This is a genomic window from Bacillus sp. sid0103 (genome assembly GCF_019219025.1).
Genome location: NZ_JAHUWN010000001.1, coordinates 24,213 through 46,929, shown reverse-complemented (window position 1 = coordinate 46,929; position 22,717 = coordinate 24,213). Strand labels below are relative to the sequence as shown.

Annotated in this window: 20 protein-coding genes; all 20 read left to right on the top strand. The window is 39.4% G+C overall.

The window, feature by feature from the left end:
- Positions 1-34: 34 nt before the first annotated feature.
- The 20 genes from KW850_RS00210 to KW850_RS00115 all read left to right on the top strand — a co-directional run bounded on the left by KW850_RS00210 (position 35) and on the right by KW850_RS00115 (position 22,698).
- The gene (locus KW850_RS00210; RefSeq protein WP_218345579.1) at positions 35-694 is read left to right on the top strand and encodes a protein kinase family protein; all 660 of its coding nucleotides are present in this window, start codon (positions 35-37) and stop codon (positions 692-694) included.
- Positions 695-804: 110 nt separating this feature from the next.
- Positions 805-1,269: a flavin reductase family protein gene (locus tag KW850_RS00205; protein ID WP_218345578.1), complete on the top strand. Its 465-nt coding sequence runs from the start codon at positions 805-807 to the stop codon at positions 1,267-1,269.
- Positions 1,270-1,737: 468 nt separating this feature from the next.
- Complete coding sequence (locus KW850_RS00200) at positions 1,738-2,937, top strand: MFS transporter (RefSeq protein WP_218345577.1); 1,200 nt, start codon at positions 1,738-1,740, stop codon at positions 2,935-2,937.
- 308 nt (positions 2,938-3,245) lie between these two features.
- A complete protein-coding gene (locus KW850_RS00195) occupies positions 3,246-4,091 on the top strand; it encodes an alpha/beta fold hydrolase (protein ID WP_218345576.1) in 846 nt (281 codons plus the stop codon).
- A 132-nt stretch (positions 4,092-4,223) separates the two neighbouring features.
- Positions 4,224-4,877, top strand: coding sequence for a GntR family transcriptional regulator (locus tag KW850_RS00190; protein ID WP_218345575.1), 654 nt, complete (start codon positions 4,224-4,226; stop codon positions 4,875-4,877).
- A gap of 36 nt (positions 4,878-4,913) precedes the next feature.
- Positions 4,914-6,107, top strand: a complete 1,194-nt coding sequence (locus KW850_RS00185; RefSeq protein ID WP_218345574.1) for an acyl-CoA dehydrogenase family protein — start codon at positions 4,914-4,916, stop codon at positions 6,105-6,107.
- A 108-nt stretch (positions 6,108-6,215) separates the two neighbouring features.
- Entirely contained in the window at positions 6,216-7,169 is a 954-nt protein-coding gene (locus KW850_RS00180; protein WP_218345573.1) for a VOC family protein, read from the top strand.
- Positions 7,170-7,224: 55 nt separating this feature from the next.
- Complete coding sequence (locus KW850_RS00175) at positions 7,225-7,716, top strand: flavin reductase family protein (RefSeq protein ID WP_218345572.1); 492 nt, start codon at positions 7,225-7,227, stop codon at positions 7,714-7,716.
- A gap of 38 nt (positions 7,717-7,754) precedes the next feature.
- Entirely contained in the window at positions 7,755-8,537 is a 783-nt protein-coding gene (locus KW850_RS00170; RefSeq protein ID WP_218345571.1) for a 2-keto-4-pentenoate hydratase, read from the top strand.
- A 107-nt stretch (positions 8,538-8,644) separates the two neighbouring features.
- Positions 8,645-9,634, top strand: a complete 990-nt coding sequence (locus KW850_RS00165) for a fumarylacetoacetate hydrolase family protein (protein WP_218345570.1) — start codon at positions 8,645-8,647, stop codon at positions 9,632-9,634.
- Between the two features lie 27 nt (positions 9,635-9,661).
- Entirely contained in the window at positions 9,662-11,515 is a 1,854-nt protein-coding gene (locus KW850_RS00160; protein ID WP_218345569.1) for a XylR N-terminal domain-containing protein, read from the top strand.
- A 257-nt stretch (positions 11,516-11,772) separates the two neighbouring features.
- Positions 11,773-13,008: an MFS transporter gene (locus tag KW850_RS00155; RefSeq protein ID WP_256358002.1), complete on the top strand. Its 1,236-nt coding sequence runs from the start codon at positions 11,773-11,775 to the stop codon at positions 13,006-13,008.
- Positions 13,009-13,334: 326 nt separating this feature from the next.
- Positions 13,335-14,174, top strand: coding sequence for an alpha/beta fold hydrolase (locus KW850_RS00150; protein ID WP_218345568.1), 840 nt, complete (start codon positions 13,335-13,337; stop codon positions 14,172-14,174).
- Positions 14,175-14,190: 16 nt separating this feature from the next.
- Complete coding sequence (locus KW850_RS00145; protein ID WP_218345567.1) at positions 14,191-15,144, top strand: VOC family protein; 954 nt, start codon at positions 14,191-14,193, stop codon at positions 15,142-15,144.
- A 60-nt stretch (positions 15,145-15,204) separates the two neighbouring features.
- Positions 15,205-16,710, top strand: coding sequence for an FAD-dependent tricarballylate dehydrogenase TcuA (gene tcuA, locus KW850_RS00140; protein WP_218345566.1), 1,506 nt, complete (start codon positions 15,205-15,207; stop codon positions 16,708-16,710).
- Positions 16,710-17,906 carry an acyl-CoA dehydrogenase family protein gene (locus tag KW850_RS00135; RefSeq protein WP_218345565.1) on the top strand — a complete coding sequence of 399 codons (1,197 nt, stop codon included), beginning with the start codon at positions 16,710-16,712 and terminating at the stop codon, positions 17,904-17,906. Before tcuA ends, KW850_RS00135 begins: the two co-directional genes overlap by 1 nt.
- A gap of 350 nt (positions 17,907-18,256) precedes the next feature.
- A complete protein-coding gene (locus KW850_RS00130; protein ID WP_218345564.1) occupies positions 18,257-19,456 on the top strand; it encodes an acyl-CoA dehydrogenase family protein in 1,200 nt (399 codons plus the stop codon).
- 30 nt (positions 19,457-19,486) lie between these two features.
- The gene (locus tag KW850_RS00125) at positions 19,487-20,344 is read left to right on the top strand and encodes an FAD synthetase family protein (RefSeq protein WP_218345563.1); all 858 of its coding nucleotides are present in this window, start codon (positions 19,487-19,489) and stop codon (positions 20,342-20,344) included.
- A 28-nt stretch (positions 20,345-20,372) separates the two neighbouring features.
- A complete protein-coding gene (locus KW850_RS00120; RefSeq protein WP_218345562.1) occupies positions 20,373-21,260 on the top strand; it encodes an isocitrate lyase/PEP mutase family protein in 888 nt (295 codons plus the stop codon).
- Between the two features lie 16 nt (positions 21,261-21,276).
- On the top strand, positions 21,277-22,698 hold the full coding sequence (locus KW850_RS00115; protein WP_218345561.1) for an FAD-binding protein: 1,422 nt from the start codon (positions 21,277-21,279) through the stop codon (positions 22,696-22,698).
- The last annotated feature ends 19 nt before the right edge of the window (positions 22,699-22,717 follow it).

Sequence of the window (22,717 nt, the reverse complement as noted above, 5' to 3'; positions counted from 1 at the left end):
TTCGGGATGTTTAATAGATTAGAAGGTGTGCCAGTTGGAAAAAGCAGAATATATACATTTAATAGAAACAGAATTATTACCGAACATACAATTAACGACAATCAGTCCATTTGACCCTATTATTGTGGAAAATCGTTCTCCAATATGGAACACAATCGGGAGCGGTAACTATGCAGGGGTATTTTCGCTTGATGCCCAGCCAGAATGGGTAGTAAAAGTATATGGACGAAATCCAGAGGAGCTTAAAAAGGAAATCGAAGTATATAAAAGACTAGGTAGCCATAAAAGTTATTCTTTTCTTTATGACTATGGGGAAAATTATTTAATCTTAAAAAGGCTTGAAGGGATTACCTTGTTTGATGCAGTGATAAAGGGGGTTCCTATTCCCGAAACTGTTATTAAAGATATTGATTCAGGCTTAGATTATGCGAAGTCGGTTGGATTAAATCCCTATGATGTTCATGGCAAAAATGTCGTTTTGTTTGAGGGGAGAGGGTATATCGTTGATATATCCGATTTTTATAAACAAGGATATTGCAGGAAATGGAAAGACTTGAAAAAGGCCTATTATAAGATTTATCTCCCGTATATTTATAAATATCATCCGCCCATCCCATTTTCTATCGTTGATGGAGTTCGAAAAGGATATCGAATGTTTCGACGTGTGAAAAAGAAAAGCTTGAATGATAAATAACTTTTTATCTCAAAGATTCTTCATAATTAAAAGGATTTTTTAAGGTAATTTGCGTCATTCCTCCTTCATATAATGGTTTTAATGCAATAAGAACTAAGTGAGGTGGAATTATGGATGACCGTCATTTTCGAAACGCAATGGGGAAATTTGCAACAGGCGTAACCGTGGTACTAACAGACGTTTCTGGAGATGTGCACGGAATGACTGCTAACGCCTTCATGTCTGTATCACTTAATCCAAAACTTGTTGTCATTTCAATTGCTGAAACAGCTCAAATGCTTGAAAAAATTAAACAAAGCAGAAACTTTTCGGTCAATATATTAGCCGCGGATCAGCAAGAATTATCAATGATTTTTGCCGGACAAACGAAAAAGCAACAAGAAATCGTGTTTGACCGTCTCGAAGGTTTACCGGTTTTACCAGAAACGGTGGCTCAAATTACATGCGAAGTAACTGCTGAGCATGTTGAAGGTGACCATACACTTTTTATTGGCAAAGTAACGAATATTTATCTCGAGGATTCTGAACCACTAATTTATTTTAGTGGAAAATATCGATTGCTTGCAGAGGAGTAAAGGAAGCTTAAAGAGGATTCGTAAGTTTTATATTATATTTAGGAATCATTTTAAGAAATAATCTCAATTAACACCGTGAATCAGTAAAATTTTACTTAATTAGGTTTTTATAAAAATGCGCTGAAATTTTCAGCGCATTTTTTGTGTGTTTGCACAGAATAATGATTACTAATCTAAAAATAAAAAATATTTTGAATATATTGACAAGTAATTATTACCTATGTAGAATTACAGTTAGTAAAAGTAAGCGCTTTTTTTACGTTTTTATACGTTAAAGAGAAAGAAAATGGATAATTAAAATTTTAGTTCGAGTGAATCTGAAATTTTAATCCTGTTGTTTTTGAGGGCCAACAAAAGCGGCAGAGCTCATTTGTTATTTTTAATTTTTGTGAAAGCGGATATATTTTTTGATCCCAATAAATTAGGTTTTCCTTTCAAATTAGTTTTATATTTAGGGGAGGTTTATCAATGGCAGTAAAAACAATCAGCAGAAATTTTCTTAAGTTTTTGGTTGTTATACTTGCATTCCAAGATGTTGCTGCAGGGGTAGCTGGATCAATCATGGCAGACATTATTAAGGCATTTCCACAATATGACCCCACTATTGTTATGTTAGTTGCGACCTTTCCGGGCTTAATTCAAATTGTTCCTGCACTCTTTTATGGTAAACTTTCCAAAGCGTTCAAGAAAAGAACACTATTATTTGTAGGTTTGAGTCTTTTTATCATCGGTGGAGTCCTTCCAACTTTTATGGATAATTTATGGCTGATTATTGTAATGAGAGGGATATTAGGTCTCGGAGTCGGAATTACAATGCCATTGTCGGTGGACGTGATTACAGATTTCTTTGAGGGTAGAGAAAGAGATTTCTTGATTGGATTTGGAACATCAACCATCGCGTGCATAGGAGCTATTTTCTTCCAATTAGTAGGTGGAATCTTAGCGGATGCGTATGGTTGGCACTATGGCTTCCTGACCTACCTGTTCCCAATCTGGATACTTGCGATAACCATCCTTTATCTGCCTGAACCTGAAAAGAAACAGGCTTCAGAAGCGGTTGGATTTCAATCCAGTCAAAAGGTAAAATTGCCAAAAGCCATCTATTGGGTATGTCTTGGCCAGGTATTTTATTCTGCATTAATTTTTGGTTATGTAACTAATATTTCCGTTGTCATTCAGGCAGATAAATTGGGGAATGCAACTGAAGCAGGTTTAGCCATATCGATTTTCACTTTTGGAACACTTATTGCAGGATTCCTGTTTGGAAAAATAAAACATAGACTTCCAAATGTCTATTTACCACTTGCAGTCTTAGTCACGGGAGCAGGGATGGCTATTTGTTACTTCTCGTCATCCTTAACAATGATCTTTATTGGTAGTATAGTCGGTGGTTTTGCAATGGGAATTGGTCTTCCTGGTGTTTTTACAAGAGTTTCCGAACTTACGCCGGCTGGATCATCTTCAAATGTAGGATTAGTAGTGGCTGGTCAAGGGATAGGCGGAATTTTAGGGCCGTTTGGATTCCAAATGGTACAAACCATATTTAACCAAGACATTGGGAGATTCCCACTAGCAGTTAGTGCGATTGGTTTAGTTTTACTAGCTCTAATTTGGGCATTTTCAGTAATGAAACCAAAAAAGGATATCGAGGCTAATCTTAGTCAATGACAAAAAACAGAAGCTAAAATGATGATAAGAACATTCGTCATTTTAGCTTTTTAAGTTAAAAAACAAAAAATCTTGGAAGTAACCAGGGATATTCGTCTTATGAAAAAATAATAGAAAACGCATCAATTTAAAATATTCAGAATTTGTTGACAAACGGAAATGAACAAGAGTAAAATTATAGTTAGTTAAAGAAAGCGCTTTTATTACTGGAATTATCACTATTTTCGTAGTAAAAACACAAAACTAAAATTTTAGTTCAAAAAGGAAATAACGTTTAACATTATTTTTAACAAAGTGAGGGTCATGAAATGACAGCGATTGAAACCAGGAAAATTCAAACAGGAAACTATCAAACATTTATACTGGAGGGTGGTGCTCACTCCTCTGAAGCGATTATATATCTACATGGGAGTGGGCCAGGGGTAAGTGCAAAATCAAACTGGCAGCATATATTACCACATTTTAGTGAGAAATTTCACGTAGTAGCACCTGATATTTTCGGTTTTGGAATTACGGATCATCCTGAGACCTATCCGAACAATGGAGTGGAGTGGATGAACGAGAGAATGAAGCAAGTCTTAGCATTAATGGATGAATTGGGAATTGAAAAAGCCCATTTAGTAGGAAACTCCCTTGGGGGTGTGATTTCCCTTCACCTATTAATGTACGCACCTGAACGATTTGATCGTGTCGTTCTAATGGGAGCAGGCAGCGGTTTAACAGAACCAACTCCTGAACTAGCCAAACTAGCAAACTTTCATAAAGATCCAGATCCTATATCCTTTAAAAATTTATTAAGCTGGTTTCTATTTGATAAAAGCATTCTTGAGGATGAACTGGATAAAATTGTTGCAGAAAGATTAGAGTTGTTTTTGAAACCGGAAGTGCGCAAGTCTTACGAAGAGAATTTTTCCAAGTCTCACCTATCTGATATGCTTGTCCCGCCATCGGCACTTAAAGGAATGAACCATTCTATCTTACTTATTCATGGTCATGAAGACCGTTTTGTCCCTCTCCAAAGCAGCCTGTACGTATTGGACTATTTGCCAAATGCACAACTGCATATCTTTAAGCGCTGCGGACATTGGGCTCAAGTAGAGCAAAAAGAAAGATTTATCAAACTAACATCGGATTTTTTTAATGGTGAATTATAAGTATCACAAGCTGCACCATTGATACCCCTTATTGAGTGAAAAATCTATTAATTTCGAATCGATGATAGACTTTCGCGAAAGGATTAACATATGATAGGGGTAACAAATCCTAGAAAAATGCAGGTGTATACGATGAAAATTGATAAGGCGTATCGTTATATTAAGAGATTAATTATTGAGGGGAATTTGGAACCCGAAACGGCGATAAATGTGAATGAAATTACTGAAAAACTAAATATGAGTCGAACTCCAGTACACAAGGCATTATCAAAGCTAGAACAGGAAGGCTTTCTATCGATCATTCCTCAGGTAGGTGTGTTTGTGAAAAGGCCGGATCCAGAAGAAGTTCTAGAACGTCTATTGGTTTGTGCCAATTTAGATGCCTTAATGACTGAACAGGCCGCTTTAAATCTGAACGAAGCAGAATTTTGTTCTTTAAAAGATATCTTAATAAAGATGGACGACCCAGGATTAACAGCTGATGAGTACTCAAGCTTAAATATTGATTTTCATCGGATCATTTATCAAGCCTCAAAGCTGACTTATACCTTTAATCTGGCTAAGCAGCTATGGGATTACCTGAATTTTGTTGGAAACCCGGAAGAATTATTCACAATTGAACGGAGAAAACAGTCTCAAAACGAGCATTGGATCATTTTTTATAGTCTTCAAGAAAATGACAGTAAGATGGCTAAACGATTAATGGAAAAACATATGCGCCGAGTTGCTAAGTTGGTAGGAGAAAAATATCAGGCTATTGATTTAAATCAGCATATGTTTAGCTAAAAAGAAACGACCATTTTGATTACTGGAGGTACTAAAATGGAACAAAGCGTCTTGGACACAAAACGAGAACTGGTTGAAAAGGCTCGGTCACTGATTCCAAAATTACGTGAATACGGGGAAGAAATTGAAAATACAAATTCATTACCTAAAACAATAATTGATGATTTGCAAAATGAAGGTACGTTAAAAGTCCTGCGTCCGCATCTATTTGGCGGATATCAAACAAATATGCGGACGTATACCGAGGTTGTCACCGAAATTTCTCGTGGGAACGGTTCGGCAGGCTGGTTTGTTGCACTTAGTAATATCAGGGACTATATGATTTCATACACGTTTGGAGAAAAAGCTTTAAGCGAAATTTACAAACCCGGGGAAGATGTGGTATTAGCCGGAAACTTTAAACCAATTAAATGTGACATCAAAAAGGTAGATGGCGGCTATTATATCGAGGAAGCACAGTGGCCGTTTGTTTCAGGCAGTCCACATGCTGACTGGTGTTACTTTGGTTTCCCAATTTTCGATGAAAACGGCGGAGTAGAAATGGCCATTATGGTTATTCCACGCGGCGAATTAGAGGTGCTTGATGACTGGTATGTAATGGGCTTAAAGGGGTCAGGCAGTAATAGCTGTAAAATTAAAAATGTGTTTGTGCCAGAACACCGTGTGTCACTAGATCGTTTAGCCAGTAAAGGGCATTACCTTATTGAGCCACTTAATGACGTTGCCTTATACAGATCATCGTTTGTTCCTTCTCTAACTTTATCTATTGTTGCACCTGCGCTTGGGCTCGCTAAGGCCGCAATGGATTTGTATATGGAAAGGCTTCCAAATGCAGGTATAGGGAATACATTCTATAACAAGCAAGCCGAAGCACCAGTTACCCATCACCAGGTTGCTCAAGCACAACTAAAAATTGATTCAGCAGAGATGCATCTTTATCGTGCGGTAGACAAAATTGATGCTTATGCTGAACGTGGACAGGTAATGGATAAAAATGAAATTGTTAAGGTAAAAGCGGACTTTGGTTATGTCAATCAATTATGTAAAGAGGCAATTGATCTGCTAGTTGCAGGCGTCGGCTCGATGTTCACATATGATACAAACTCGATTCAAAGAGTCTATCGTGATTTTCTAACGATGCATTTACATGGATTCATTACTCCTTCCAGTTTAATTGAAACTTATGGAAGAGTCTTGTGTGGACAAGAACCAAATACTTATTTTGTATAAACTCAAATTTGCTAATCTATAAAAATAGTCAAAGTGTATACTTAAAAATCTGATAATTAGCAAAAATTTTTCTAGAGGGAATTTTATAAAAATAGGAGGCGGAATAAAATGAGTTTACCTGAAATCGCAAAATTAGGTCACGTGGCGTTAGTATCAACTGATCTTGAAAAATCACTTTGGTTTTTTAAAGAACTGATTGGGCTTGAAGAAACAGAAGTAGTAAACGGAACTCATTATTTACGGGCATGGGGAGATTTTGAACATCATACGCTTTCCATTACAGCTGGCGATAAATCCTATGTCGATCACATTGCTTGGCGGACAAAACGTCCTGAGGATGTCGAGGGATTTGCCCAACTTCTAAAAGAAGCCGGAACAGAGGTAAATTGGATTGAAGCGGGTGTCGAAGCTGGTCAAGGAAGAGCAATCCGCTTTCAATTACCTAGCCAACATCGCTTTGAGATCTATTATGACATGGAAAAAACCTTAGCTGAACCGTCCAAACGTTCAGTATTAAAGAATCAGACCTATAAATCATGGGCACGCGGTGTCTCACCAAGAAGAATTGACCACGTCAATATCCTAACATCCTTGAAGGCTAATTTCATTTCTGATTATTTACAGGAAAAATTAGGCTTTAACATGCGTGAATGCGTGAAAGCACCAGATGAATCATTAATCGGTGCGTGGTTAAGTGTCACACCTTTGGTTCATGATATTGCGGTTAGCCATGATCCATTTTCCCCAACAACACATCAAATTCACCATATAGCTTACTGGTTAGATAATGCTCAAGACCTCCTTCGTGCTGCTGATATACTAGCTGAGCAGGGAATAAAGTTTAAAGGTCCAGGTAAACATGGTATCTCACAAGCGATGTACCTATATGTAGTCGACCCAGGCAGTGGCGTCAGAGTTGAGCTTTTTACAAATGGCTATTTAATCTTTGAACCAGATTGGGAGCCAATCGTATGGACTTTAGATGAAATGGATGTTGGCTTTACCTTCTGGGGCGACCAAACGGACACCATACCAGAAAATAACCCGACAATCGAAGCTTAATAGTTTAATAGATCTTATGCTTACACAATCTGAAAACGAGAAAGGGGTCAAAACGATGGATGATCGATTATTTCGAACAGCAATGGGAAAATTCGCCACAGGTGTAACCGTTATTGTAACGGACGTAGAAGGTGATGTGCATGGGATGACAGCTAATGCCTTCATGTCCGTGTCACTTAGTCCAAAGTTAGTAGTTATCTCTATTGCTGAAAAAGCTCGCATCATGGAGAAAATAAAACAAAGTCAAACATTTTCAGTCAATATTTTAGCTGCGGACCAACAGGAAATTTCGATGATTTTTGCTGGACAGATAAAAGAGCCACGGGAGGTTATTTTTGATCATCTTGATGGGAAACCAGTTCTGGCAGGGGCCGTTGCCCAAATTGCCTGTGTAGTATCTGCAGAACATGTGGAAGGAGATCATACCCTGTTTATTGGCAGAGTCACTGATATTAAGCTGGAAGATGCTGATCCTCTCCTATTTTATAGCGGCCGCTACCGTACCTTATTAGCGGAAACACACATTACATCCCCATTAAAAAATTAACCAAAGCATTTAAATTATGATATAAAGGAGCAATGGTAATGGATATTCAAAAAGCTGCTGCAGCACTAATGGAAGCAGAAAATGAGAAAAAGCCGATTGCTCCATTAACTTCATCAATAGAAGAAATTTCTGTTGATGAAGCCTATCAAATTCAATTACTTCAGATTCAAAACAAAGTGGACAACGGTGCCGTAATCGTCGGGAAAAAGATTGGCCTAACTAGTAAAGTAATGCAGGAAATGTTTAATGTGAATGAGCCAGACTACGGACACATTCTTAATGACATGGTTTATCATGACGGTGACACCATTTCACTGGACCGTTTCATTCAGCCTAAGATTGAATTTGAAATTGCCTTTGTCTTGAAAAAAGAGTTAAAGGGTCCAGGTGTAACATTGAATGATGTAATTGAAGCTACAGATTACATCGTTCCAGCACTTGAAATTATTGATAGCCGAATCAGAGACTGGCAAATTAATTTTGAAGATACGGTCGTCGACAATGGATCTTCAGCAGGAGCGATCATCGGCAAAAAAACTGCCAAGATAGATGAACTTGACCTGGCCATAATAGGAATGAATGTTTATAAGAACAATGAATTCTTGGATTCAGGTGTTGGTGCAGCTGTAATGGGGCACCCTGCTCAAGCTGTTGCCTGGCTAGCTAATGCACTTGGTAATTATGGAATATCACTAAATGCGGGGGAAGTTATTCTTTCAGGAGCACTTTCAAAGGCGATAGTAATAGAAGATGGGGATTCATTCACAGCAGAATTTGAGCAGCTAGGTGCCGTATCCGCGACTTTCAAAAATGGCAGATAAAATACACTTATATACGTAGTTTGAAGACTCCTTGTATGCGTTATGTGAGGAGTTTTTATGTTAATTTAGTCATTTATGCTTTATCTATTTGAAAGGGGTCATAAAAAATGGGAATACAAGTGGTTAGAGTTGAAAAGGATCAAAAGGAGCAATGGGGAGTGGTATCAGGTAATCAGATCCACCTCTTAACAGGTACATATAAAAATTTGGCTGATTTTTTGGAAAATGGGAAAGAAGAAGCCCGAGCTATTAAAGAACAAGAAAACGCAGAATGTGTCTCATTACATGAAGTGACTTTATTGAGCCCGGTTACAAAGCCAGCACGAATTATTTGTCAGGGAGTAAATTATTCTGCCCATCGATCCGAGACGGGAATGGGAGCAGAAAGACCCCCCTTTAATATGATTTTTAGCAAAACTGATAGTTCCCTCTGTGGAGCCAATTCCGAAATCATAAGACCGCGTGGTGTAAAATTATTGGATTATGAATTAGAGCTTGGGCTCGTAATCGGGAAGGATATCTCAGAGGCCGTTGAACTTACGGAAGAAAATCTTTATCAATACATTGCTGGTCTGGTTATAGCAAATGATGTTTCTGCACGAGATGTGCAACTTTCAGAGGGACAATGGTTAAAAGGGAAGAGTTACCGGACTTTTTGTCCAGTAGGTCCGTATCTATACTTGCTGGACAAGGAAGAACTTCCATTGATCAATGATTTACAATTAAAGCTTTGGGTGAATGAAGAATTAAGGCAATCTGCCAACTCGAGTCAATTGCTCTACAAGCCTGCCGAAACCATTACAGAGCTTTCGGAAATTATGGATTTATCGATAGGGGACGTTATCCTGACAGGTACGGCGGGCGGAGTCGCTTTAAACCTAACTCTAGAAGTAATGGAACAACTCTCAAACATGTCTGTTCCACATCATCAAAAGCTAAACTTACTAGAAGAAAAACAATTGAAAAGTGGAAAATACCTCAATGATGGCGATATCATTCGCTGCCAGATTCACAGTGCTAATGGATTAATCGACCTAGGCGAACAAATCAATAAGGTTGTCCCAAGTAAAGGAAGAAGCCTTGTAAACTCCCAATAACCGTTAGTTAGGAAGGGGTAAATAAAGTTGAGTAACTTGCTGAAATCATCCGATCTTGGTTCCACAGTAGATGGGAATAAAAAAATTCTATCAACATCTGCTGCTTTTGGGCTGCTAAGGAAAGGATTAATCGAAAATTTAGGTACAAGAAGAGCAAAAGGATTTCTGCTCCGTTATGGTTGGAATTTAGGTGTTAGTGACGCTGAGGAAGCAATGAAAACAACTTCATCCATCAATGACCTTCTCAATCAAGCGTCGATTCTCCATTTAAGTACTGGGCATATTAGAGACATCCAGTCTGAAAGAATCATTGAAATGAGTGATGGGGAAACGATAAAATCCATTCTTGGAAAGGGAAAATGGATTGATTCCTTTGAGGCTAATGAACATTTAAAGCATCATGGCCAATCAGAGATTCCCATCTGCCATACATTGACTGGTTATGCAAGCGGTTATATGTCAACCGTTTGTCGTAAGAGTGTCATTGTTAAGGAAATTAGCTGTATAGGCACGGGTGATGCTGAGTGCTGCTTTGAAGCAAGGATGCAGGCGGATTGGGGAATTGAAATCCAAGAGGAACTCAAGTTCTATTATGAGTCTAATATTATTGAAGAACTTGAGTTTACTTATGAGCAATTGCTAGAACAGCGGAATTATATCGAAACCGTATCAAAATTTCATAAGAAATTAACGGAAAGCGTCTCAAATGGAAGCAATCTCCAAGATATCGCTGACAGTTCATTTAAATTGCTAAATATACCAATTTCAATCGAAGATTTGGGTTTTCAAAAAATTGTCTTTTCCGGCATCAAGGAAGAGGAATATAGTAGACTAAATAAAAATCTAAAGGAGAATTTAATTCGTAAAAACAGGAAAAATCATAACTTACTGCCATTATTTAATGAGACGACAAAAATAAAAACTGAAAATCAGGAACGTCTCATTACGCCCATTGTTGTCCAAAAAAAAGTAATCGGGTACTGCACATTTCTTTATTTTAATAAAACAGCGAAAAGTGCTGAGAATGATATTATGTTTATTGAGAGGGTAGCTAATGCTGCCTCATTGTACCTCTTAAATGAAAAAACGAGTTTTGAAGCCCTTGAAAAAATGAAGGGGTATTTTTTGGAACAAATCCTGAAGGGGCAATATTCTTCCAAGGAGGAAATAATAAAACGAGGCCGGCATATGGGTTTCAATCTTGAGAATCCTTTTTATGTAGTGGCAATTGATTATAAAGAGAAGGGAAAGGCCACACAGAATAGCTTTGACCATTATGATCAAATGGTAGAGACCATTGCTAAGTATCTCGATATTCAAGGTTACAAAGCCTTGATTGGACAATATGAGGGCCAGATTATCATGCTGACTCCTGATACGGCAAACCTAGTAGCAAATATGGGGAAAATCCTTAAACATATGGAAACAACATATCCTTCCAACAAATATAAAATTGGGATTAGTGAAAAATCGGAAGAAATTGAACGTTTAGTTGATTGTTTAGAAGAATCATTAATGGCTCTTAGGATGTCAACAGAGAAAAGAATAACGGAGTTTAAAGATTTAGGAATTGTGGGTGCTTTGATTAATTCTAAAAATGTGAGTGGTATAAAGAAAATTGCCAAAGAGGAATTAGGACCGTTATATAAATTAAGCGAGGCCAAACAAAAAGAGTTACTAAGAACACTCTATGTTTTTTTGGCCAATGGCGGGAAACTACAGCAAACGATGGATGATCTTTCCTTATCTATGAGCGGCCTCATGTATCGAATTAATAAGATTGAAATGCTAATAAAGAAAGATTTGCGGGATTCTTCTCAAAGCTATCAACTCTTGCTTATTCTTGATTCGCTGTTGGCATTGGGAGAACTGGAAATATAGGCATCTTAGAGCAGTCCAATCGGATTGCTCTTTTTTATGGGGAAATCAAACGATAACCAACAAAAACCATTTGAAAATAGTGTAAATTTCAATGTTTTTTACTCTAGATACAGTATACGGAATTTTCTAAAATATAAAAATGTAAGCACTTTCAAATTAATTTTTAGGGAGGGATTTATTTGAATGAAACACAATCTGTCCATCTGATTGAAAAAAGTACTATTAAGAAAACCATGAAGTGAATTTTACCATTTATTTTGCTATTGTATGTGGTTGCCTTCTTAGATCGTGTCAATATGGGATATGCTGCCTTACAAATGAATGCCGATTTATCATTGACAGCTGAAGTGTTTGGTTTGTTGTCTGGTCTATTTTTTATCAGTTATTTCCTCTTTGAAGTTCCTAGCAACATGATTTTGCATAAAGTGGGGGCAAGGTTGTGGATTGCCCGTATTATGATTACTTGGGGAATAGTCGTTATTTTTCAGGGATTTATCCAATCAGCGACCCACTTATATATATTACGTTTTTTACTCGGTGCTGCTGAAGCGGGTTTTGTTCCGGGAATTGTTCTATATTTAACCTATTGGTTCAGGGCTCGAGAACGTGGCAAGGCTACATCTCTCTTTTTTGTTGCTTTACCATTAAGTGCGTTGATAGGAGCACCGCTGTCTACTTGGATCATGGATACAATCTCATGGAACGCTTTAGCTGGCTGGAGATGGATGTTTATCTTAGAAGGATTTCCAGCTGTGCTTTTAGGGATTGTGGTTTTGTTTTACTTAACTGATAAACCTGCCAATGCAATATGGTTGACTGCTGAGGAAAAAACATGGCTTGAAGGTGAATTAGACAAGGAACGAAAATTAAGTGCAAAATTAAATAAAACTTCTCATTTAGGTATGTTGAAAGAGTCAAAAGTATGGAAATTAGCTTTATTTAATATCGCTGGCTTTATTGCCGTCAATGCACTATCTTACTGGATGCCAACGATTATCAAGTCCTTAACTTCCTCATCAACAACTAACCTACAGATTGGCTGGCTGGCGATGATTCCTTCGATCATTGCAATCCCGTCGATTCTTTTTACTGGCTGGAATGCAGATCGAACTAACTCCCATAAAATGCATTTAGGCACATGTGTGTTTATTGCCATGGTCGGATTTATTGGTTGTGCATTAGTCTCGAGTGTTCCATTAATGGTCTTAATGCTATCCATTACTTCTGCCGGCTTATATGGAATCTCAGGTACTTTCTATGCCTATATCACCTTCTTCTTTTCAGAATCGACCGCACCTGTTGGGATTGCGCTAGTTAGCACCCTCTCCTCACTAGGCGGTTTCATTGGACCGTATATCATGGGTGTCTTCAATTTTACACAAGCGATGTACATCATTGCTGGTTTCTTGCTTATCAGTTTAATCACACTTACAACCCTTAAACTAGGGAAGAAGGAAATGGGAGATGAAATCGTCATAGAATTACAGAATTAAAACAGGAGGTTCAGAAAGAAATGAACAGATCCTTATCAGAAGGATCTAACTTTCTAATTATTTGTTAAGTGACCGGGCAATGCCCCGGTTTTCTTATGAAGAAAATGATGATAATAGCCGCAAATACAATCTAGAAATGGAGTTATTGGCTATAAAACCAATAAAAATCACCTAAAAATAGCCCGAAATCAGATGTTTTTTTCTCTAGAATTAAAATATCGAATTTTCTAAAATTTATATATATTTACCAATCTATAAAATGTAAAGGTTTTCATTTGGTTGATAATTGTAAGAAAGTTTTACTTTTAGAAGGAGGAAACGTTAAAATGGCATCCATTACTCAACAATTAGTTAAAACGGATCACTTTGAAACCTTTGTAAACCGGGCTGGGGAGGAACATACAGAGGCAATATTATTCTTGCATGGGTCGGGACCAGGCGTGTTCGCTTGGGCTAACTGGCGGTACGCATTGAATTCATGCGGTGAACAGTATGACTGTATTGCACCTGACCTTCATGGCTTTGGACAGAGTAGTCATCCTGAGTCCCTACCAAAGAATAGACAAGGATGGATGGATCTTTGGGTCAATCAGATGATTGAACTGCTCGATACCCTTGGTATTCAAAAGGCCCACGTGGTGGGGAACTCGTTAGGCTGTTCCATTGCCTTGGAATTATTACTTGAATATCCTGAACGATTTGACCGTGTTGTCTTAATGGGACCTGGCGGGACACCTAATACAAAGGTAAGTTTAGAGCTCGGTCGTGCGAAAGGCTTTTACGATAATCCATCCGAAAAGAAAATGCGTCAAATCATGGGCTGGTTTGTGTATGATGCGGAAAAATTAGCACCTGAAATCGACTCACTTGCTCAAACTAGATATGAGACAGCGATGCAACCTGATATTAATCGCTCCAACGAATCTATTTTTGCAACAGCCGCTGTGCCAGTGCCAGTAACTGCTTTACGACGAATCAAGAATCCTATTCTCCTGGTGCATGGTCGAGATGATTTGGTTTGCACAGTAGAATCTAGTTTCTATCTACTCTCGCATCTCCAAAATGTCCAATTACATGTATACGGTCAATGTGGTCACTGGACACAAATTGAGAATAAAGAAAGTTTTAATAATTTAATTCAAAACTATTTTTCTAGTTCGATTTAATAAAGGAGGCAGGATGATGACTTTACCAGAGATCGCAAAATTAGGACATGTGGCGCTAGTCACACCCAATTTGGAAAAATCACTTTGGTTTTTCCGTGATGTAATCGGTTTAGAAGTAACGGAAGAAAAGAACGGGACGTATTACTTACGGGCCTGGGGCGACTTTGAACATCATTCCCTTTCCTTAACTGCAGGTGAGAAAGGATATGTCGATCATATCGGATGGAGAACGAAACGTCCCGAAGATGTAGAAGGATTTGCTAAATTGCTTGAAAAAGCAGGAACAGAAGTCAACTGGATGGAAGCGGGAGAAGAGGCAGGCCAAGGTCGTTCGATTCGTTTTAAACTGCCCAGCCAGCATTCCTTTGAAATCTACTATGATATTGAAAAACCAAAAGCAGATGAAAAAAGACGTTCTGTTTTGAAGAATCAAACCTACAAATCATGGGCACGTGGTTGCTCGCCGCGAAGGTTTGATCATGTTAATATTGCCACCTCCATGGATGTTGGTGAAATCCTCGACTATTTAGGCAGTCAATTAGGGTTTAAGCTGCGCGAATATGTAAGATACCATAAAAAAACGACTGTCGCGGGCTGGATGAGTGTGACCCCGTTAGTTCACGATATTGCGGTTATTTCAAGACCACAAGCAGAAACACCGAATCAGCTTCACCATATTTCGTATTGGCTCGATAACGCCCAAGATATCTTGAGGGCAGCCGATATTTTAGCTGAAGAAAGAATTAAGTTTATTGGACCAGGTAAACATGGTGTTTCGCAAGCATTTTATCTTTATGTTATCGATCCAGGCAGCGGATGCCGGGTTGAGTTATTTAGTAATTCCTATTTAATTTTTGAACCAGACTGGGAGCCTGTCGAGTGGACGGAAGAAGAACATTCAATTGGAAACACCTATTGGGGAGATTCTGTGATGGATAAGGAAATGAATAAACCAACTATCGAAGCATGATTTAATAAAGCTGACTCAATGGTAGTTTGAGTCAGCTTTTTTGAAAGGAGGGACAATCTTGTGACGGAAAACAGAATCTATGAAACGGATGTTGTTATAGTTGGGGCAGGTAATGCTGCCATATGTGCGGCAATAGCTGCACGGGAGAATGGAGCCCAAGTCATGGTACTTGAAAAATCTCCTGAGGCTGAAAAAGGTGGTAATAGCACGTTTACGCACGGATCGATTCGCTTTGCTTATAACGGAGTAGAAGATCTAAAACAAATTATGCCCGACCTTACATCTGAAGATTTCGCAGTTACCGATTTTGGTACCTATACGGAGGAAGATTTTTATGATGATATGTGCCGGATTACTGATTATCGTACCGACCCGGAACTGGCATCCCTCTTAACGAGTAAAAGCTATGAAACAATGAAATGGATGCATTGTCATAAGGTAAGATGGGTCCCCATTTATGGCCGTCAAGCCTTTAAAGTAGATGGAAAATTCAAATTTTGGGGCGGAATGATTGTTGAATCTGTTGGCGGAGGAGCAGGGTTAGTCGGGGCACTACATGAAGAAGCAAAACAGTTGGGAGTACAAGTTTTATTTAATGCAATGGCAACCGATCTTATTCACGACGATGAAGGAGTACATGGGGTCATTTTTAAACAGAATGGAAAATCAACCAAAGTTCATGCCAAAGCAGTTATTTTGGCCTCTGGAGGCTTTCATGCAAACCCGGAAATGAGGACCCGCTATTTAGGTCCTAAGTGGGATTTAGCTAAAGCAAGAGGAAGCCGCTTTAATACTGGCGAGGGAATTCAAATGGCGCTAAATATTGGTGCTCAAGCAGCTGGAAATTGGTCAGGCTGCCATTCGGTTGGTGGAGATCGCTATCTCCCAGAATTTACAGAAGGATTTCAAAAACTCAGTTATCCGTTTGGAATCTTAGTCAATGCAGAAGGAAAGCGTTTTATCGATGAAGGAGCTGACTTTCGAAATTATACCTATGCGAAATATGGAAAATTAATCCTCGAGCAGCCAGGACAATTTGCTTGGCAGGTTTTCGATGCTAAAGTAGCCGGACTTTTACGTGACGAATATCGGGGAAGAAAGGTCACAAAGGTAAAGGCCAATACCATAGAAGAACTGGCGGAAAAGCTTGAGGGAGTAGATGGGGCAGGGTTTTTAAAAACGGTAAGAGACTACAATGAGGCTGTTCGAAAAGATATACCATTCAATCCAAATATAAAGGACGGTCGATGTACAGATGGGATTACGGTGCGGAAATCCAATTGGGCTAATACATTGGATGAAGGTCCATTTGAAGCATATGCCGTAACCTGTGGAATCACGTTTACATTTGGCGGCTTAAAAATAAACTCGAATACGGAAGTTCAAAACATTTTATCCCAATCCATTCCTGGATTATATGCGGCCGGTGAGATGGTGGGCGGGTTATTCTACTTTAACTATCCTGGTGGTGCTGGATTGATGGCAGGGGCAGTGTACGGGAAGATTGCGGGTGAAAATGCCGCACAATTTATTACTAGATTAAAAGAAAAAGAGGAGATGTTTTGATGACGAAAATAAAAGATTTTGACCGTACACTTGTAGAAAAAGCAAAATCGTTGATCCGAAAATTACGTGAAAGAGCAAAAGAAACAGAAGAAATCCGACGGATTCCAGAAGCAACAATGAAAGAACTTAAAGAAGCTGGCATGTTTACGCTATTGCGGCCGAAGCGATATGGCGGCCTGCAAACCAATATCAAGACCTATGCGGATTGTATTGTCGAGATTTCACGAGGATGTGCATCCACTGGCTGGATTGTAGCGCTGTGTGCGATTCGGGAACTGATGGTTGCTGAATCATTCACAGAAAAAACTCATTTAGAGATTTTTGGGGAAAAGGAAGAAAATGTCCTGTTTGCGGGAGTTTACGAACCTAGGAAATGTATTGCAAAAAAAGTGGATGGTGGATATTTAATTGAAGAAGGGTTATGGATGTTTTGTTCTGGCTCACTGCATGCAACTTGGGGATATTTTGGAATGGCGATTACAGATGATGACGGAAAGCTAGTAGATCAAGCATTAATGACGCTGCCATTTGATGAACTCGACATTATGGATGACTGGTATACGATGGGCTTAAAGGGCACAGGCTCTAACAGTGTTAAAATGAACAATGTTTTTATTCCAGAACATCGTTGTGTATCATTTTCTGAAGTGTTGAACGGAAATTTTAATTCTCAACATTTTCGTGATATCCCCTTATATAATACGGCACTCTTTCCTAGTCTAATTTTATCATTAGGACTACCTGGTTTAGGGTTGGTGAAAGCAGCTATGGATTTCTTCCAGGAATTCTTGCCAAATCGACGAGCTAGCCATATAGGGGTTGAATATTCAAAAGATGCAACCAGTACCCATCTCTTACTGGCAGATGCTACTTTAAAAATTGATACCGCTGAAATGCATTATTATCGTGTGGTGGATGATCTTGATACGTGGGCGTCAAGCGGGAAACACATGGACCGTCATGCAAGGGTCAAGACCTTGGCGGATATAGGGTACGCTAATCAGATGTGTAAAGAGGCTCTTGATATCTTGATGCTGGCCAGTGGCTCAGGTTTTGTTTATGAAGGTCACCCCTTGCAAAGAATTTTCCGTGATTTTTGGACTTTGTATTCGCACCGCTCCCTCTCACCAACCATTACAAAAGAAAACTACGGTCGAGTTCTAGCCGGTTTAGAGTCGAATGCACTTAGATACTAAGGTCAGGAGGCTTTTCGAGAGTAAAGGAATGCTATCCGAGAGTAAAGGAATGCTATCCAAGAGTATAGGGAAGTTATCCGAGAGTAAAGACTAGTCTATCCGTAAGTCCTGACACCTAAAGCGATTTAGGTGTTTTTTTATGGATAAATGCCGAAAAATGAAAGACAAGATTCCATTCAAAACTTTATAGGCACGAAAAAACCAATAAAAACTATCTAAAATCTACGTTAACTCAAACGATTTTTACTCTAGATTGAAGTTACCGAATTTTCTAATATTTATGTAAGAAATCAACATTCACTATATAAGCAGATATATAAATAAAATCAAATTGGAAGGGAAGAGATGGAATGGTGACAAGTGCAATTTTAGATGTCCAAACAGAACTTGTTGAAAAGGCACGAGCTATGGTCCCAAGATTACGTGAACGAGCAAAAGAAACAGAGGAGATTCAGAGAATTCCAGAAGCGACAATTAAAGAATTAAAAGAGTCTGGTCTATTCTATATTCTTCGGTCCCAAAAATATGGTGGTTATCAAACTAATATGAGAACGTATACGGATATTGTGACGGAAATTTCACGAGGCTGTGGTTCAACCGGCTGGATCGTTGCTCTATGTTGTCTTCGTGAGTTAATGATCTCTGAATCCTTTTCTGAAAAAACACATGATGAAATTTACGGTTCTAGTGATGATATTGTTTTTTCAGGTGTATTTGAACCAAGAAAAATTAAGGTGAAAAAGGTTAAAGGCGGTTACTTCATTGAAGAAGGTTATTGGCCATTTTGCTCTGGTTCCCTCCATGCAACCTGGGGATATTTCGGAATGCCGATTGTTGATGAAGATGGAAACATCGTGGACCAAGGCTTAATCACTTTACCAATGAGTGAAGTGGATATTGCTGACGATTGGCATGTAATGGGACTCCGCGGTACAGGAAGCAACAGTATTAACATGAAAGATGTGTTTGTTCCTCACCACAGAGTTGTGTCCTTCACAGGCGCCATTGACGGGAAATTCCAATCTAATCATTTTCGTGATATTCCCCTTTATAATACAGCACTCTTTCCGGCATTAGCGATGTCTATCGGTGTCCCTGGACTAGGAATGGCAAAGGCAGCTTTAGAATTTTTCATGGAAAAATTACCAAACCGGAGAGCGGCAAATTTAGGAGTGGAATTCCTAAGCGATGCCGTTACTACACATCATCAAGCAGCGAATGCAGCGCTAAAAATTGAAACCGCTGCCATGCACTTTTATCAAGTAGCGGATCGGCTTGACTCCTGTGCTGCAAGTGGAGAGTATATGAGTAAATTTGAAAGAGTAAAGGCATTGGCGAATATCGGATATGCGGTTCAATCCTGTAAAGAAGCGATTGATATATTAATTCTTGCAACAGGATCCGCCTATGTAGGAAATGGGAATCCGATGCAGAGAATTGGCCGTGATTTTTCAGCACTTTATACGCACAGAACAGTATCACCTATTACTTCAAAAGAAAACTTCGGACGTGTATTATGCGGTCTTTCCAGTAATACGAAAAATATTTAATAAAAAATAGGCGATAAAGGAGGGAGCTGCATGGAGACATTTTATTTGAATCCTGAAAATCTAGCGGACTTTCAACAAAATGCTACACCCAGTGTAATGGCCCTAGGATTTTTTGATGGTATTCATAATGGACACCGTGAAGTGATTAAAACCGCTTTTCAGAAAGCAAGTGAAATGAATATACCATTATCTGTGATGAGTTTCTTTCCACATCCGAAATCGGTTTTATCCAATGGAAAAACACAGATTGACTATTTAATGCCGCTTTCTGATAAGGAAAGAATCTTTAGTGAACTGGGTGTCGACATTTTCTATATTGTCGAATTTGACAAAGAATTCGCGGCGCTTTCCCCTGAAAAGTTTACTGCTAAATATTTAGTTGCACTAGGTGTAGTCCATGCAGTGGCCGGTTTTGATTATACCTATGGTTTTCGTGGTGAAGGCCGTATGGACCGCTTGAAAAACGATTCAGGCAGTGTCCTGGGGGTAACGAAAGTCAATAAAGTGGAATATCAAGGGGAGAAAATAAGTTCGACTTGTATACGAGAAAAATTAGCCAGTGGGAATGTCGAGGAGTTACCAGCATTTTTAGGGCGCCCCTACGAAATGGCATGTGATTGGGATGGAAGCACACTTAAAGTAAGGCCTCACTATACATTACCTGCTCCTGGGAGGTATGTCGTCACAGTAAAAGGGGCTTTTCAATCACATGTGATGGAAATGAAAGTAACGAAAGAAAAACATTTAATACCTCAAAGATCTGATTTAGAATTTGCAGCTATGCATAATGAAATTCTTTCAATAGTATGGCACGAGCGAATCCACGGGAATAGGAATGATTCTTTGTATAAAGATAATTGGTTTCAAGGATTTGTTCATATCGGATGAACCGTATGTTAAGAGGAGGCTGTAAAAAGTGAATAAAACGAAGGAATTTCAAAATCTATTGCATCAACCCGGGGCGTTTATTTTACCCGGTGCCTTCGATGCCATGTCTGCAAGATTAATAGAAGAAATCGGTTTTCACGCAATCTACGCAACTGGTGCCGGAATATCGAATGCCCAATTAGGCTGGGCAGACGTAGGCCTGACCTCCTTAAAAGAAGTCGTTGATATTGTAACTCGTATGGCCGATGTTACGACGATTCCGATTGTCGTCGATGCCGATACTGGCTTTGGCAACGCAATCAACGTTATCCGGACCGTTCGTGAGTTTGAACGAGCTGGTGTAGCTGCGATCCAACTGGAGGACCAGGTTTCACCTAAAAAGTGCGGTCATTTCAATGGGAAAGATGTGATTTCCAAGGAAGAAATGGTCGGGAAAATCAAAGCAGCAGTGGATACCAGGAAAGATGAAAATTTAGCCATAATCGCCCGTACGGATGCATTGGCCCTAAATGGGATGGAAGATGCATTGGAAAGGGCAAATGCCTATGCGGAAGCAGGTGCGGATATTATTTTTGTTGAAGCGCCGACTACCATCGAGCAATTAAAACAAATTACCAGTTCCTTAACAGGAATCCCACAGGTAATTAATCTCGTGGAAGGTGGTAAAACTCCACTTATTACATTAAAAGAAGCAGAAGAAATGGGCTTTAAGATTATGCTTTGCGCAAATACGGTTCTTCGCTCAGCTATCAAGGGAATCACCGAGTCTTTAAAAATATTAAAAACAGAAGGATCACAAGAACATGTTCACAATTTGATCTGTACTTGGGAAGAGCGGCAATCACTCTTTAAACTTAACCAGATTAAAGAATGGGAAAAGAAGTATTCAGAAAATCAGTCATTAATAAACAAGTAAAGAGGGGGACATAGAAGTGGGAAGAGAAGTAGATTATGACATTGTAGTAATTGGTTGTGGAGTTGCCGGCACCACAGCAGCATTATCTGCCGCCGAAAGTGCAAAAAAATCAAATAAAAAGTTAAAAATCGGCATTTTAGAACGTGCAGATTACGACCATCGGGGTGGAAATTCCCGTTGGACCGCCTCCTATATGAGGATGAAAAATCTCGATGAAGTTGCTGATAACTTTGTAGAGGACATGATTGCCTTTTCAGACAACTATTCCGATCGGGAGTACATAGAAACTCTCGCCAAAGATGCAGGGAACACACTTCGCTGGGTACAGGAAAAAGGAGTAGATTTTGATTACCTGCCTACGATGTTTTTAACAGCATCAAGGCCCCGATTGCTGCCAGTGGGCGGGGGGCGTGCCATTGTTGACACACTAGCGCGCCGTGCAGGTGGGCTTGGCGTAGAGATTATTTACGAGGCAACAGCTTGGAAATTACTTCTTGATGATGAGGGAGCAGTCGATGGATTATTGGTGCGAGTCAAAGGTGGAACCTCTCTGCAATTAAAGGTTGGAGCGGTGGTGTTAGCCTCGGGCGGATTCCAGGGGAATCAAGAAATGATGGCCCAGTATATTGGCAGGGATGCACATAAGATCCGGACGGTTGCAGAGGGTGGTTTATTTAATAAAGGTGAAGGAATTCGAATGGCGATGGAGATCGGGGCAAAGACAGCAGGACAGTTCGACTCATTCCATGCGGAACCGGTCGATCCAAGAAGTAAGCGAGAAGAAGCTGCTGTTATGACCTATCCATATTTTATTTTAGTCGATCAAGATGGCAAACGGTTTGTTGATGAGGGAAAAACAACAGTCGACGAACAATATGAAGAAGTTGCCAGGACAATATTCCACGATCTCCCTGGTCATATTGCGTACATGATTGGTGATCAAAAGATGTATGAAATTCCAAACTATGAACGGGCTGTGGAGACGGATAAACCAGCTATTGTTGCCGATACGCTCGAGGAATTGGCAGAGAAGATTGGTGTCCCTGTGGAACCATTAAAAGCCACAGTAGAATCCTTTAATGCGGCTGTTCAGCCTGGTGAATTCCAGTGGGATAAAAAGGATGGTAAACAGGCAATCGGAATTACACCGCCAAAGTCCAATTGGGCCATTCCAATTGATAAGGCCCCGTTTATTGCCTATCCAATTGTCTGCTCCAATGTGTTCACGAATGGCGGATTAGCGACTGACATCAATGGGCGAGTTTTATCCCAAGATCATGATCCGATTCCGGGCTTGTATGCAGTCGGTGAAACAGCTGGTCTATATTACGGGAAATATCCAGGCGGGACATCTGTGCTAAGGGGGCTAGTTTTTGGCCGCCGAGCAGGCGATCATGCTGTAGCTTTCGTAACCGATTCTAAGAAACTAAAAGTTTAGATGGAAAGGAAGAGAGGAC